The following is a 15,655-nucleotide window of genomic DNA, read 5'->3' as shown; positions in this document are numbered from 1 at the left end:
TATTCCTCCCTCATTAGTTTCGCAAACCTAAGTTCATATGCTTTGATAGGATGTACTCGCATGATTTATGGCAAAATAACGAAACGTTCTAAATATTTACTTTCTCCCTTGTTTTTTACCGCTGCTTTAAACGTTTCAGCTAACAATCACTCTGAATTACCAGAGTTCACTGAAGAAGATATATTTATTGACATTCCTCAGGTAATTTCCGCGACACATCTGTCACAGAAACTAACAGAAGCCCCTGCCGCGATAACAATCATTGACCAAGACATAATCCAAGCCTCTGGCGCATTAAACATTCCTGACCTATTTCGCTTAGTGCCTGGCATGCAAGTATTTCATATCAACAGCAATAAGATGGGGGCCACCTATCACGGTGTAACTGATGATTTCCCATCACGCATGGAAGTGATGATCAATGGTCGTTCCATATATATCCCATTACTATCCACTGTAGTCTGGGAAACAGTGGGAATAACTATGGACGATATTGATCATATTGAGGTTGTACGCGGTTCTAACGTTCCCACACATGGTTCCAATGCTTTTCTTGGCGCTATCAATATAATTACAAAGTCACCTATAGCCGATTCAGGAACAGCCGTAAAAGTCACTAGAGGCTCGATAGGCACAGAAAACTATACCGCGCGCCACTCCAACACAATCTCAAATATTAGTTATACCCTATCTGCAGGCAGCGAAAAAAATGACGGCATTGATTACTATCAAGATGGTGCACATAACAAGTTTTTCACGCTTTCTGGCTCAATAACCCCTAACCTCTCTGACACTATACATTTTGACATCGGAGCTTCTAAAGGATATGCATATCGGGGAGATTCGGATAAAACTGATCTCGATGATGCTGGCTTTTCTCCTAGAGACCACACATCTAATTTTCAGGATATCCGATGGAATAGAGTATTAGACAATCAATCAGAACTTCAACTTCGTTATACTCATAATTATTTAAAGCTTGACACTGAAAACCTTAATGCTGAAGAAGTCGCCATCATCGAAGAATTACCATCAGTGGAAATAGCAGAGTTATTGCTTGCAGCTAATGATGGTGTTGCACCAAAAGATACCGAACGAGGCACTGCAGAGACCCATGAATTGGGAGTTCTATACACCATTCGCCCAAATGATAATACCAGTGCAGTAATAGGCAGTGACTTTAAACATGAGCGCATAAAAAGTAATGTTTTACTGCAATACCCTGATAAGGAATGGGTCCACGGAAACAGTTGGCAGCTCTTCGGAAATATACAATACAAGGCGACTGATAAAATCACCCTGAACGCAGGCGCTATGTTCGAAGAAAGCAGCTCTGTAGGCGGGGCAACGTCATTTAGAACAGCCCTAAATTATGCCTTGAATGATGTATCCACTATCAGAACAGCATTTTCTCGCGCACATCGCATGCCTTCTCTATTGGAAACAAATCGTCGCGGAATTATAGATCTAAGCCCTTTTGTAGACCCTCTAGCTCCCAAAGGCACATTAATCGATTACGACAGTATACCTGGAAAACTAGAACCTGAAGAGATCGACTCATTTGAGATTGGTTTTTTACGTATGTGGCCAGAACATGGTAGTCATTTTGATCTTAGAGTATTTTATGAAGACATTAGTAACGCCGTTATACGTAGCACAAGAATAAATCCAGACCCTCTAAACATTGACCTAGTCGATGGTCTCTATGATATCGGTATGAATAACTCTAAATGGACGAATCAAGGTGCCGAAATCCAGCTTAAGCATACATCTTTAGAGCCTCATAAAAGCACAATCCTTTTTAACTATAGTTACAACCAGACTCGCGGAACTTGGAACCGTGGGGCATACCCAGAAGCAAACCCAAGACTAGTACCACTCAATTCTGGCACGCCTTTACACACAGCATCTCTAATGCTTTCAACTAAACCGACAAACAATAGTTTATTGGCATTAGCACATTACTACATGGATCACGTTGAATGGATTGAGGGTTTCAGCGACAAAAACAGTGGGCGTACAAATTACACACGAACAGATATGAAATTATCAAATAGCTTCCAGTTAGATGCGAATACTGAACTGGAACTATCCTTGATTGTTCAGAATCTATTCGATAAAGAATATGCAGAATTCTATTCAAATAACATTTTTGATCGTCGCTCCTATTTACAACTAGGACTAACTTTCTAAGTTATAGAAGCTACAATGGATTGTAGATGTGTTGACTAAGAGTTCTTATACACTGTACAGAATAAAGTGGCGGATTTTTCCGCTGCTAAGTGCTTTGTTTGCTCTAATCTTGTCCATACCCCCTGTTTTCGCAGATAACCTTGTTGTTTTAAGCCGTTCATCAGACTCTTATCAAAAAGTTGCGGACAGCATTCAAGTCAATATTTCCTCACATACCAAAGTGGTTACCTTGCAAGATTTGGAAGATAACAACTTTAATACCGAAGGTTTCGAGCATATTGTTGCTGTTGGCTCACGAGCAGCCGATCGACTATACAATCGAATAACAGCATCTCAAAAGCTATACGCGAGTTTCCTACCTCGCCTCACTTATCAAGCTTTATTAGCGAGGAAAAAAGACCATACTCGAATTCAGAATGGAACCATTACTGCAGTATTTCTAGATCAACCTTATACACGGCAACTTCGATTAGCACGAATAATCGCCCCCAATGCAAATACAGTAGCTACAGCACTAGGACCTAATTCAAAGAATGATCTACCACTATTAGAAGCAGCCGCGCAACAACAGCAATTTGAGCTCAGTTCAACCGTTCTTCAGGAAAGCGACAACCCGATACATAAACTTCAGCCCCTTATTCGTAATGCTGATCTATTTTTGTCTCTACCAGACAAATCTGTTTTCAACCGCACAACTGCAAAATGGATTTTGTATATCTCGTTTCGACAACGGATACCTTTAATTGGCTTCTCACAGAAATATGTGGAAGCAGGCGCTTTAACTGCGGTTTATTCAACGCCAGAGCAAATAGGTAAACAAACCGCAGAAATAATTCAACAAGCAATCACAAGTACTAGCTTGCCTGAAGCTCAATACCCCAAGTACTTTTCCGTGATAACTAATCAAAAAGCAGCAAACTCTCTGAACATTAAATTACCTTCAGAAGACGCTCTTACCCAACAATTGATGGAGATGGAGCGATGAAGCGCAAGTTAACTTTAGGTATCAGGCAGCGCGTTTTAATTATCACCCTGCTTCCGCTATGCATGATCACTATATTATTAGGTGGTTACTTCATTAATACTCGCTTGGATGATGCACATGACGCTCTGATCGAAAAGGGCCAGACAATGACACGTATGATGTCGACCTCAGCTGAATTTGGCTTATTAATTGGCAACAAAGAAATTCTTCAAGGCCTCATTCGATCCGCTACAAAAACAGAGGAAGTAAATGACGTAATATTCCTTTCACCGTCCTTTGATGTGATTGTTCAAGGCAACCCAAATGCACCTCAATTAGATAAAGATGCAGGTTACCCACTATATAAGAACAACCAGGTTTACTTCCTACACCCTGTTGTCGCAACTGGCGTGGACTTTTTAGACTCTGATGATCCTGTAGGAAAGGAAGCTGAACCAGAATTTATTGGCTGGGTAATAATAGCTCTCTCGGAAAAACCAACACAGCTACGACAGTTTGAGATATTAACGAAAGGGGTAATCCTTGCCATCATAGGCTTACTGACCACCTTATTAATCGCATCACGATTTGGGCAACGGATCACCAACCCAATTCTGGGTCTAACCCATGTAATTGAGATGCTACAACATGGTCACCTTGAAACTCGTGCAAGTTTATCCAGTACAGGCGAACTACGCTCACTTGCGCAAGGTATCAACCGACTAGCTCAACGCGTACAGGAATCAAACCAGACGCTTGAAAGTCGAGTCGATAAAGCGACCAAGCGTTTAAGATCCACACTTGTTCATCTAGAGAAACAGAACCAAGCTTTGGATAAAGCTCGTAAAAGGGCGGATAAAGCAAACGTTGCTAAGGATGAATTTCTTGCTCGTATGAGCCATGAACTACGTACCCCATTAACTTCAGTTTCGGGCTTTGCCCGATTATTGGATCAGACTGAATTGCAGATGGAGCAACAAGAATACACAAGAATTATCAACCTAACCTCTGACTTATTACTTTCAATCATCGATGATATTCTTGATTACTCAAAGCTTGAATCGAATGCAATTGAGTTAGAAGAGATTTCATTCGAATTTGAAAGCTGTGTGATTGATGTTATGGAGATGCAAGCAGCTGCGGCTAATGAAAAAGGCATAGAGCTCATACCAATTATCGAAGCAGATACGCCTAAATTCATTATTGGCGATCCAATCAGATTACGACAAGTATTATCTAACCTAATCAGTAATGCCGTGAAATTTACTTCTTCAGGTTACGTTTGCTTGCATGTTTCAGCCCGTAAAAGTGACCCTATTCAGACAGAACTTGAAATCGTTATCAAGGACACCGGCATTGGCATACCAGAAGATAGAATTACTAATCTGTTTCAGGCGTTTAGCCAAGCAGACACTTCTATCACAAGAAAGTTTGGGGGTTCTGGACTAGGACTCGTTATTGCAAAACGCCTAACTGAACTGATGGGCGGCTCAATCTCATTAACTAGTAAGGAAAACCAGGGGACAGAAGTAACACTTAAAATCCCATTTTCTGCACGACAGAGCCAAAGAGCTCAGCACACTTATAAGAGTAAAAATATTCTCTTGTTTGACGCAAATCCACTATATAGCCAAGGCTTAAAACATCAACTGAGCAGCATGCAGACCAAAATCATTGAGGCTTCCTCGTATGCAGAACTGTTGTCTTTAAGTGCAGAGTTACCAGAAAGCACCATCGTCTGGGGCCTACCTCCTCAATACACACAGAAAAACACCATAGATCAGATTAACCAAATAATAGATAAATCCAATGGTAGACTGATCCTCTTAAGTAGCACACCTGTATCGATTATCAATAACTACAGAGTTGTGCAGTTGCGCAAACCTGCAAGAACCCAACTACTGCTAAACGCATTATCACCTGATTCTTACAAACTTCCTGAATATGAAACTGCGAACGCGTTACAGATTCTTAATTCACCAACCATATTAATCGCAGAGGATAATGACTTTAACCGTTTATTGGTCAGGAAGATTCTTACCCAAGCAGGCGCAAAAGTACTTGAGGCACGGACTGGTAGTGAAGCGCTACAGCAAACTCTAAAACATCAACCAGACTTGGTATTGATGGATGTGCACATGCCTGAAATGGATGGTATAGAAGCTACAAAACAGATCAGGCTTACACAACCGACCTTGCCGATCCTAGCTTTGACCGCTAACGTCATAGCCAGTGAACATCAGAAGTTAATCGAATCTGGCATAAGCCATGTTCTGTTGAAACCAATTAATGATGGTGACCTCTGCCATTCTATAAACCAGTTCTTATCCTTTACTAAAAATGATGGACCGTTATTGCCTACTACTCAAAAAGAAGTCACTGATATAGAGAAATATGACCTAGGCAAACAAGAGCTGTCAGAAGAAGTCAGAAAACAACTACAGGGAATGATGAACGGCTTCGAAAGTAAAGATATAGCAATGATGAGAAATCATAGTCATCAGCTTTTAGGCCTAGCTGGTTTGTTCCAGATTCCAGAACTAGAAGTCAGCGGCAACAAATTACATGACGCTCTAATAGAGCAAGAGTACAAAGCCATCTGGAAGGAGCTTTGGCAGCTCAAGAGAATAATTGAAAACGAACAGTACGATCTGTCAGAAGAGCTTTGAACTGGGCTCAGATTTAATCAAATGATCTAATTTAACAGCTATCACTCTGATACGCTGGATTCCGTCACGGTCATAAATAGCTCCGCTTAGCCCTTCTCCTGCAGGCGGATGCTCATTATCTCCGAAAGCAACTACCAGACACCCCTTTCTAATATTTTCCAATTCAGGGTCGTGCAGTATAGGGAGAGATAAAAACATTTCCCAACGCGCAACTTCTAAACGCTTTTCCATCAGGTCTACGAGAAGAGCCATTATCTCTGCTCTTGATGGACGGTAAGTAGGCGGTTTACCTAAAGCAAATGCCAAGGCAACTCCAACAAGAACTATGAAACTAATTAAAAATACGAGTAAAAATTCCATACATTAATGGAGACTCTCATCAAAATCATAATTAGCCAATTTAGCAGCAGCTTGCTTCACTTTCTCACCAAGTTCAGAGTCGATCTGCGACATTTCCCTCTGAAATGACCACTTAGCCTGCTTAGAGAGCGCTTTCCACTGGTCCTTAATTGGAATATGTTCAGTACGCTTATAAACCTCATAAATGACTGAGTAATCCGCGTGTTGTAATAACTGAGGCGCTAGAGATTCAAGTAAAGTAGACAAGCGAATACATGCCTCTGTCGTAGTTAACTTTTCGTCATTACCTACCGCTCTAGAGATAACCTGCACACTCTCAATCAAATAAGCCCTACGTTCATTATAGCGTTTACTTATTTTTTCAGCCTGTAATGCTTGCTCAGCCTTAACTTGTTTAATCTGTGTGTAATGACGCTTAATGAAGTAAATAGCTACAACACAGACAACTAAACAGATAGCAATTAATGTATAAATTAGAGAGTCAGACATACAAACAACCTTAGAACCAATAACTATTGGACGCTATTAAACCAAAAAATATGAATGCGAAGTTTAGGGGAAATGTACGCAAAATCCCATTAAAAGGATTAATAACTTAAAGGACAGCTAAGGACAGCTAAGGACAGCTAAGGACAGCTAAGGACAGCTAAGGACAGCTAAGGACAGCTAAGGACAGCTAAGGACAGCTAAGGACAGCATTCAGTTTAATATTCGGGTTAATTAAGACAACTCATCCTGACGGGCTTATCTGCTTTTACCCGTTTTTATCCGCTCTAAGCAGCGCCTATCCGCTCTTAACCGTATTTTATAACCCACAACGAAAAAACCCCGATCACATCGTGACCGGGGTTTTCTCTTAATTAAATGCTTGGCGATGACCTACTCTCACATGGGGAAGCCCCACACTACCATCGGCGATGTTGCGTTTCACGTCTGAGTTCGGGATGGATTCAGGTGGTTCCACAACTCTATGGTCGCCAAGCAAAACTGTTACAACTTAGATCTGATTCTTCTTTTATTTGATCTAGATAGTTTATCGACTGTAGCTTAACTACGCGCTAATTCGTTACTCTCTATCGTCTTACGTATCTTACAAGTCACTTGCCAAACGCCTTGGGCGTTATATGGTCAAGCCTCACGGGCAATTAGTATTGGTTAGCTCAACGCCTCACAGCGCTTCCACACCCAACCTATCAACGTCGTAGTCTTCAACGGCCCTTTAGGGGAATCAAGTTCCCAGTGAGATCTCATCTTGAAGGAGGCTTCCCGCTTAGATGCTTTCAGCGGTTATCCCGTCCGAACGTAGCTACCCGGCAATGCAATTGGCATCACAACCGGTACACCAGAGGTTCGTTCACTCCGGTCCTCTCGTACTAGGAGCAACTCTTCTCAAATCTCAAACGCCCACGGCAGATAGGGACCGAACTGTCTCACGACGTTCTAAACCCAGCTCGCGTACCACTTTAAATGGCGAACAGCCATACCCTTGGGACCGGCTTCAGCCCCAGGATGTGATGAGCCGACATCGAGGTGCCAAACACCGCCGTCGATGTGAACTCTTGGGCGGTATCAGCCTGTTATCCCCGGAGTACCTTTTATCCGTTGAGCGATGGCCCTTCCATACAGAACCACCGGATCACTAGAACCTACTTTCGTACCTGCTCGACGTGTCTGTCTCGCAGTCAAGCACCCTTCTACTCTTGCGCTCATTGCATGATTTCCGACCATGCTGAGGGTACCTTCGTGCTCCTCCGTTACTCTTTGGGAGGAGACCGCCCCAGTCAAACTACCCACCACACAATGTCCCCGATCCCGCTTAGGGAACTGGGTTAGAACCTCAACATTACCAGGCTGGTATTTCAAAGGTGGCTCCACCCTATCTGGCGACAGGGTTTCAAAGCCTCCCAGCTATTCTACACAAGTAATGTCAAAGTCCACTGTGAAGCTGTAGTAAAGGTTCACGGGGTCTTTCCGTCTAGCCGCGGGTAAACTGCATCTTAACAGCTATTTCAATTTCACTGAGTCTCGGGTGGAGACAGTGTGGCCATCGTTACGCCATTCGTGCAGGTCGGAACTTACCCGACAAGGAATTTCGCTACCTTAGGACCGTTATAGTTACGGCCGCCGTTTACCGGGGCTTCGATCAAGAGCTTCGCGCAAGCGCTAACCCCATCAATTAACCTTCCGGCACCGGGCAGGCGTCACACCCTATACGTCCTCTTTCGAGTTTGCAGAGTGCTATGTTTTTAATAAACAGTCGCAGCCACCTGGTATCTTCGACCGGCCTCAGCTTAGGGAGCAAGTCCCATCACCAAAACCGGCGCACCTTCTCCCGAAGTTACGGTGCCATTTTGCCTAGTTCCTTCACCCGAGTTTTCTCATACGCCTTAGTATTCTCTACCTGACCACCTGTGTCGGTTTAGGGTACGGTTAGTCATAACCTGAAGCTTAGAGGATTTTCCTGGAAGCATGGCATCAACTACTTCAGTCCATAAAGGACCTCGTCATCGATTCTCGGTCTTAAAAGAGCCCGGATTTACCTAAGCTCTAAACCTACTATCTTAAACGCGGACAACCAACGCCGCGCTAGCCTAGCCTTCTCCGTCCCCCCATCGCAGTTATGAGCAGTACAGGAATATTAACCTGTTTCCCATCGGATACGCTCTTCAGCCTCTCCTTAGGGGCCGACTCACCCTACCTCGAATAGCGTTGGATAGGAACCCTTGGTCTTCCGGCGGGGAGGGTTTTCACCTCCCTTATCGTTACTCATGTCAGCATTCGCACTTCTGATACCTCCACGGTGCCTTACAGCTTCCGCTTCAACAGCTTACAGAACGCTCCTCTACCATGCACAAAGTGCATCCGTAGCTTCGGTGTTATGCTTAGCCCCGTTATATCTTCCGCGCGGGCCGACTCGACTAGTGAGCTATTACGCTTTCTTTAAAGGGTGGCTGCTTCTAAGCCAACCTCCTAGCTGTCTAAGCCTTCCCACATCGTTTCCCACTTAGCATAAACTTTGGGACCTTAGCTGACGGTCTGGGTTGTTTCCCTTTCCACGACGGACGTTAGCACCCGCCGTGTGTCTCCCGTGATTGAACTCATGGGTATTCGGAGTTTGCATCGGGTTGGTAAGTCGGGATGACCCCTAGCCGAAACAGTGCTCTACCCCCCATGGTTAGACACGAGGCACTACCTAAATAGTTTTCGAGGAGAACCAGCTATCTCCGAGTTTGATTAGCCTTTCACTCCTATCCACAAGTCATCCGCTGGCTTTTCAACGACAGTCGGTTCGGTCCTCCAATGCATGTTACTGCATCTTCAACCTGCCCATGGATAGATCACTCGGTTTCGGGTCTACTCCTAGCGACTGGACGCCCTATTAAGACTCGGTTTCCCTACGGCTCCGCAAATGCTTAACCTTGCCACTAAAAGTAAGTCGCTGACCCATTATACAAAAGGTACGCAGTCACCGTCCGAAAACGGCTCCCACTGCTTGTACGTACACGGTTTCAGGGTCTATTTCACTCCCCTCACAGGGGTTCTTTTCGCCTTTCCCTCACGGTACTGGTTCACTATCGGTCAGTCAGGAGTATTTAGCCTTGGAGGATGGTCCCCCCATATTCAGACAGCGTTTCACGTGTGCCGTCCTACTCGATTTCACTTTAAAAGACCTTTCACATACGGGGCTATCACCCACTATGGCCACACTTTCCAGAGTGTTCTGTTAAATCTAATAAAGCTTAAGGGCTAGTCCCCGTTCGCTCGCCGCTACTTAGGGAATCTCGGTTGATTTCTTTTCCTCTGGGTACTTAGATGTTTCAGTTCCCCAGGTTCGCCTCTAATAACCTATGTATTCAGTTAAAAGATACCTATAAATAGGTGGGTTTCCCCATTCGGAAATGTCCGGATCAAAGGTTGTTTACCACCTCCCCGAACCTTATCGCAGGTTACAACGTCCTTCATCGCCTCTGACTGCCAAGGCATCCACCGTGCACGCTTAGTCACTTGACCATATAACCCGAAGGCGTCTGGAATCACAGTAACTTGTATTGCTAGTAACGATAGATTTCGCCGAATTGGCGCATGCAGTAAAACTACATGTCTTAAATCTAAATCAAATGAATCAAATCCAAATTGTTAAAGAGCGTTTAAAGCAAAAAAGCTTTAAAAGATAATGTCTTAAACGACAATATGTTTTAAAACTCTTCCTTCTCATCCAGAGGATGATGGTGGAGCTATGCGGGATCGAACCGCAGACCTCCTGCGTGCAAAGCAGGCGCTCTCCCAGCTGAGCTATAGCCCCAAGAAAAACAGTAAGGCTATTGATTGGTAGGCCTGAGTGGACTTGAACCACCGACCTCACCCTTATCAGGGGTGCGCTCTAACCAGCTGAGCTACAAGCCTACACCGTTGCTCTTAACTTCTCTGATCAGATAATTCGTGTGAACGCTTGCCGAGAATCGGCTTTCGTTTAAGGAGGTGATCCAGCCCCAGGTTCCCCTAGGGCTACCTTGTTACGACTTCACCCCAGTCATGAACCACACCGTGGTAACCGCCCTCCCGAAGGTTAAGCTAGCTACTTCTGGTGCAATCCACTCCCATGGTGTGACGGGCGGTGTGTACAAGGCCCGGGAACGTATTCACCGCGACATTCTGATTCGCGATTACTAGCGATTCCGACTTCATGGAGTCGAGTTGCAGACTCCAATCCGGACTACGACCGGTTTTCTGAGATTAGCTTACCCTCGCAGGTTCGCGGCCCTCTGTACCGGCCATTGTAGCACGTGTGTAGCCCAACTCGTAAGGGCCATGATGACTTGACGTCGTCCCCACCTTCCTCCGGTTTGTCACCGGCAGTCTCCTTAGAGTTCCCACCCGAAGTGCTGGCAAATAAGGACAAGGGTTGCGCTCGTTACGGGACTTAACCCAACATTTCACAACACGAGCTGACGACAGCCATGCAGCACCTGTCTCAGAGTTCCCGAAGGCACGAAACTATCTCTAGTAACTTCTCTGGATGTCAAGAGTTGGTAAGGTTCTTCGCGTTGCGTCGAATTAAACCACATGCTCCACCGCTTGTGCGGGCCCCCGTCAATTCATTTGAGTTTTAACCTTGCGGCCGTACTCCCCAGGCGGTCTACTTATCGCGTTAGCTGCGCCACTAAAAGATCAAGTCTCCCAACGGCTAGTAGACATCGTTTACGGCGTGGACTACCAGGGTATCTAATCCTGTTTGCTCCCCACGCTTTCGCACCTCAGTGTCAATATCGGTCCAGGTAGTCGCCTTCGCCACTGGTGTTCCTTCCTATATCTACGCATTTCACCGCTACACAGGAAATTCCACTACCCTCTACCGTATTCTAGATTGGCAGTATCAGGTGCAGTTCCAAGGTTGAGCCCTGGGCTTTCACATCTGACTGACCAATCCACCTACGCGCGCTTTACGCCCAGTAATTCCGATTAACGCTCGCACCCTCCGTATTACCGCGGCTGCTGGCACGGAGTTAGCCGGTGCTTCTTCTGCAGTTAACGTCACAGCTAGCAGGTATTAACTACTAACCTTTCCTCACTGCTGAAAGTGCTTTACAACCCTAGGGCCTTCTTCACACACGCGGCATGGCTGCATCAGGCTTGCGCCCATTGTGCAATATTCCCCACTGCTGCCTCCCGTAGGAGTCTGGACCGTGTCTCAGTTCCAGTGTGGCTGATCATCCTCTCAGACCAGCTAGAGATCGTCGCCTTGGTGAGCCATTACCTCACCAACTAGCTAATCTCACGCAGGCTCATCCAATAGTGCAAGGTCCGAAGATCCCCTGCTTTCCCCCTTAGGGCGTATGCGGTATTAGACCAAATTTCTCTGGCTTATCCCCCGCTACTGGGTAGATTCCTACGCGTTACTCACCCGTCCGCCACTCGTCATCAACTAGCAAGCTAGTCATGTTACCGTTCGACTTGCATGTGTTAGGCCTGCCGCCAGCGTTCAATCTGAGCCATGATCAAACTCTTCAGTTTAAATCATTTGTGTTACCAGGAATGTGGTAACGGGCTCTAGTACTAAACAACCGGATAACATTCTTAAGAACGTTAAACCTTTGTAAATCGCTTTAAATGAATTCACTTGGTTGCTTGTCTAGAAAAAGTTTGCTTCTTCTCAACAAGCGCCCACACGAATTATCTGATCAAATTGTTAAAGAGCGTTGCTTTCTTGACTCTCCGCTGAATCAGCGTTTCGTCTCAAGCGAGGCGCATATTCTACTTTGCGCTCATTCAAAGTCAACCGTTTATTTTGCAATTTTGTAAAAAGTTTTTACTCAGCAACCGGACTTTGAATCCTGCTCCGTAAGCAATCTTAAAAACCAATGTTTTCAATTACTTACTAAGCACCTCACTCAGCTCTGCAGCCCCTTAAAAAGCGGCCTCCCTAAGCAAGGACGGCGAATTTTACAGACATCTAAAAATGCGTCAACAGCTAATCTATAAAAAACTGAAAAAAGTTGTAAAAAACTTACAAAACACGGCTAATCGGTCAAGGACTGATCAGCAACGTACAAATACCAGTCAATAGATATAAAAAGGCGCTGAGTTTTACCTCAACGCCTTCTCTATACTCCCTCTTATGACTTAAAGAGAGAATAGATGGTGTTTCTTTTTACCTAGCTTAACTAAGAAGTACTTACCAAAGCGTGCATTTGACTCGGCGAACACCTCTGTCGCTTTCATATTATCTTCAAAGCCATGTGCGTTACCGTTAACAATCACCGCATTTCGCTGCAGCGCATCTTTAACTTGCTTACCGCCAGGCGCCATACCCGCTTCTGACAAGATAGTCGTTAAAGGCGTTTCAGACACTTCTTCTGGATTAATTACAGATGATGGCAAACCGTCTTGGGCTAGCTGCGCATAATCCTGTTCGCTTAGTTCGGATGTTTCACCCGAGAATAGTGCTTCTGTAATACGCTTAGCCGCAGCTAAACCTTCCTCACCATGAACAAGTCGCGTTACTTCTTCAGCAAGAACACGTTGACCTTCTGGACGACCTTGGCGCTCTGCATCTTCTTTTTCTAACGCTTCAATATCTGCTACAGGTAAGAATGTGAAGTACTTAAGGAAACGGTAAACATCTGCATCTGCCGTTTGTAGCCAGAACTGATAGAAAGCATATGGAGATGTTTTATTTGCATCTAGCCAGATAGTACCCGATTCAGTTTTACCGAATTTGGTACCGTCTGATTTAGTGATAAGTGGTAGCGTCAAACCAAATGCTTGATTGCCATTCATGCGACGAGTCAGTTCAGTACCGCCCGTAATATTGCCCCACTGATCAGAACCACCGATCTGTAGAGTACAGCCATGAGACGCATTCAATTGCTGGAAGTCATACGATTGCAAAATCATATACGTAAATTCAGTGAAAGAGATACCTTCACCTTCACGATCAATACGTTGCTTCACTGACTCTTTAGCTATCATCTGGTTAACAGAGAAGTGCTTGCCAATATCACGCAAGAAAGTTAGAACATTTACGTTTTGTGTCCAATCGAGGTTATTCACAACTTCAGCACTATTAGCACCACAGTCGAAATCTACAAATGCACTAACCTGAGCTTTAAGCTTCTCAACCCAACCTGCTACTGTTGAATCATCATTTAACTTACGCTCTTGCGCCTTAAAGCTTGGATCACCAATCAGACCAGTCGCCCCACCCACAAGCGCAAGCGGCTTGTGACCAAACTCCTGAAAACGCTTCAGTGTTAGTAGTGGTACAAGACTACCAATATGCAAACTATCCGCTGTAGGGTCGAAGCCGCAATAAAGAGTCACACTGCCTTCAGCAAGATGCTTTGCCAAATCTTCTTCGCTTGTCATCTGCGCAACTAGCCCGCGCGCTTGTAGGTCGTTTAATAGTGCTTCACTCATTTCTTTTGCTTGCCCTTTAAATTACGGCTAAAAATTCGAAGCGGCTATTTTAGCCCTTGCTAAGCCTGCAAACAAATAAGTTCTCAGCAATTTTTCTTAGTAATCGTTAAGCAATCCTTAAGTTTTATTTAACTAAGCCGACTTTCTTTGATGACAGTGGCATAATGCAACGCTTAATTTTCAGCAACCCAATATGATAATGAAGGGGTATAGGGTGCTAAATCGCGTTAAACAGTTCCGTGGAAACTTTCCCACGGTTCACTTAGTGGCTGTCAGTGCCTGTGTACTTATTTTAGGCCTGACTCTTTTACTGCTTCCATCACAAGAGGTAGGAGCAAATCGCGGAGACTTACCCTCACCACTTACTGTTATAAAAACAGTAGATACACCTGATCCCAAAACAGTCACAACAATTCCTTCTCAAACTATTACAACAGCCCCTGTAGAGCCTAATTGGATATCATATATCATAGGGGATGGCGACAACTTAACCTCCATGTTCAAGAAGGCAGGACTCACTCCGCGTGATGTTTATCATGTCGCTGCCGCTGGCAAAGAAACAAAAGCATTTACCCGTCTGTTTCCAGGCCAAACATTAAGCTTTGAAATAAAAAACGGAAAGTTAAGCAAACTTAAGCATACCGAATCAAAGCTAAAGCATACTATTCTATACACCGACAATAATGGCTCTTATCAGATTAATTCTGTCATCAGAACACCTGAAAAAAGACAACAATTCACTTCAGGTACTATAAAAGACTCTCTATTTTTAGCGGGTGCCGAAGCAGGCCTTTCTAGCAAAAAGATTATGGAGCTCGCCAGCATATTCGGCTGGGATGTGGATTTCGTCCTAGATATCCGTAAAAACGACGATTTCAGCCTCATTTATGAAGAGCATTATCTAGATGGCGAGAAAATTGGCGAAGGTCCTATCATTGCTGCTCAATTTACTAACAGAGGCAATAAATTCACAGCTCTTCGTTATACAAATACCCAAGGCGATAGCAGCTACTACACACCTGAAGGCTATAGTATGCGCAAAGCTTTCCTTCGCTCGCCGGTAGATTTCGCCCGTATCAGCTCACGCTTCAGCCTCAGCCGTAAGCACCCTGTACTCAATCGAATTCGCGCTCACAAGGGCGTGGATTATGCTGCTCGAACAGGCACACCAATTAAAGCTGCTGGTGAAGGTAAAATCACATTCCGTGGTAGAAAAGGCGGATTTGGCAATGTTGTAATCGTCCAACACGGTAGCAATATCACCACCCTTTATGCCCACATGAGTAACTTTAAACGCGGACAACGTGTCGGCACTCGGGTTAAGCAAGGGCAAGTGATTGGCTTTGTTGGTCAAACCGGCCTAGCAAGCGGACCTCATCTTCACTACGAGTTTCGCGTAAATGGCGTCCACAAGAATCCTCTGACGGTTAAATTACCACAAGCCTCTCCTGTCGCTAAAGCTGAGCGAAGTAACTTTACGGAAACAGCAAGCAGTTTATTAGCTCAGCTTGAAACCCATCAAGCCACCACACTTGCACAGAGCAGCCGTTAA

At 44.7% G+C, this 15,655-nt stretch carries 7 protein-coding genes, 2 tRNA genes and 3 rRNA genes; 4 read left to right on the top strand and 8 right to left on the bottom strand.

Annotated features, from left to right (window positions below):
• The first annotated feature begins 60 nt into the window (after positions 1–60).
• The 3 genes from ACMXYS_RS02200 to ACMXYS_RS02190 all read left to right on the top strand — a co-directional run bounded on the left by ACMXYS_RS02200 (position 61) and on the right by ACMXYS_RS02190 (position 5,826).
• On the top strand, positions 61–2,193 hold the full coding sequence (locus tag ACMXYS_RS02200; RefSeq protein WP_415897447.1) for a TonB-dependent receptor plug domain-containing protein: 2,133 nt from the start codon (positions 61–63) through the stop codon (positions 2,191–2,193).
• Positions 2,194–2,302: 109 nt separating this feature from the next.
• Entirely contained in the window at positions 2,303–3,178 is an 876-nt protein-coding gene (locus tag ACMXYS_RS02195; protein WP_415897446.1) for an ABC transporter substrate-binding protein, read from the top strand.
• Complete coding sequence (locus tag ACMXYS_RS02190; RefSeq protein WP_415897445.1) at positions 3,175–5,826, top strand: ATP-binding protein; 2,652 nt, start codon at positions 3,175–3,177, stop codon at positions 5,824–5,826. Before ACMXYS_RS02195 ends, ACMXYS_RS02190 begins: the two co-directional genes overlap by 4 nt.
• Here ACMXYS_RS02190 and ACMXYS_RS02185 read toward each other — a convergent pair.
• The 8 genes from ACMXYS_RS02185 to tyrS form a co-directional block, all read right to left on the bottom strand.
• Entirely contained in the window at positions 5,812–6,186 is a 375-nt protein-coding gene (locus ACMXYS_RS02185; protein ID WP_415883352.1) for a hypothetical protein, read from the bottom strand. The two genes, ACMXYS_RS02190 and ACMXYS_RS02185, sit on opposite strands and share 15 nt — an antisense overlap.
• Before the next feature lie 3 nt (positions 6,187–6,189).
• The gene (locus ACMXYS_RS02180; protein ID WP_415883351.1) at positions 6,190–6,675 is read right to left on the bottom strand and encodes a DUF2489 domain-containing protein; all 486 of its coding nucleotides are present in this window, start codon (positions 6,673–6,675) and stop codon (positions 6,190–6,192) included.
• 377 nt (positions 6,676–7,052) lie between these two features.
• A 5S ribosomal RNA gene (gene rrf, locus ACMXYS_RS02175) occupies positions 7,053–7,168 on the bottom strand.
• Between the two features lie 142 nt (positions 7,169–7,310).
• Positions 7,311–10,197: ribosomal RNA gene (locus ACMXYS_RS02170) — 23S ribosomal RNA — on the bottom strand.
• A 216-nt stretch (positions 10,198–10,413) separates the two neighbouring features.
• Positions 10,414–10,489: transfer RNA gene (locus tag ACMXYS_RS02165), tRNA-Ala, on the bottom strand.
• A gap of 24 nt (positions 10,490–10,513) precedes the next feature.
• Positions 10,514–10,590: transfer RNA gene (locus tag ACMXYS_RS02160), tRNA-Ile, on the bottom strand.
• Positions 10,591–10,658: 68 nt separating this feature from the next.
• Positions 10,659–12,198 (bottom strand): 16S ribosomal RNA (locus ACMXYS_RS02155).
• The 16S, 23S and 5S rRNA genes sit together here with 2 tRNA genes alongside, the layout of an rRNA operon.
• A gap of 609 nt (positions 12,199–12,807) precedes the next feature.
• A complete protein-coding gene (gene tyrS / locus ACMXYS_RS02150; RefSeq protein WP_415883350.1) occupies positions 12,808–14,103 on the bottom strand; it encodes a tyrosine--tRNA ligase in 1,296 nt (431 codons plus the stop codon).
• Between the two features lie 214 nt (positions 14,104–14,317).
• Here tyrS and ACMXYS_RS02145 point away from each other — a divergent pair, with 214 nt between their 5' ends.
• Positions 14,318–15,655: a peptidoglycan DD-metalloendopeptidase family protein gene (locus ACMXYS_RS02145; RefSeq protein ID WP_415897444.1), complete on the top strand. Its 1,338-nt coding sequence runs from the start codon at positions 14,318–14,320 to the stop codon at positions 15,653–15,655.

The organism is Neptuniibacter sp. QD57_21 (assembly GCF_047778075.1).
GTDB lineage: Bacteria > Pseudomonadota > Gammaproteobacteria > Pseudomonadales > Balneatricaceae > Neptuniibacter.
The sequence above is the reverse complement of the archived record's forward strand: the minus strand, read 5'-3'. Positions and strand labels throughout refer to the sequence as shown.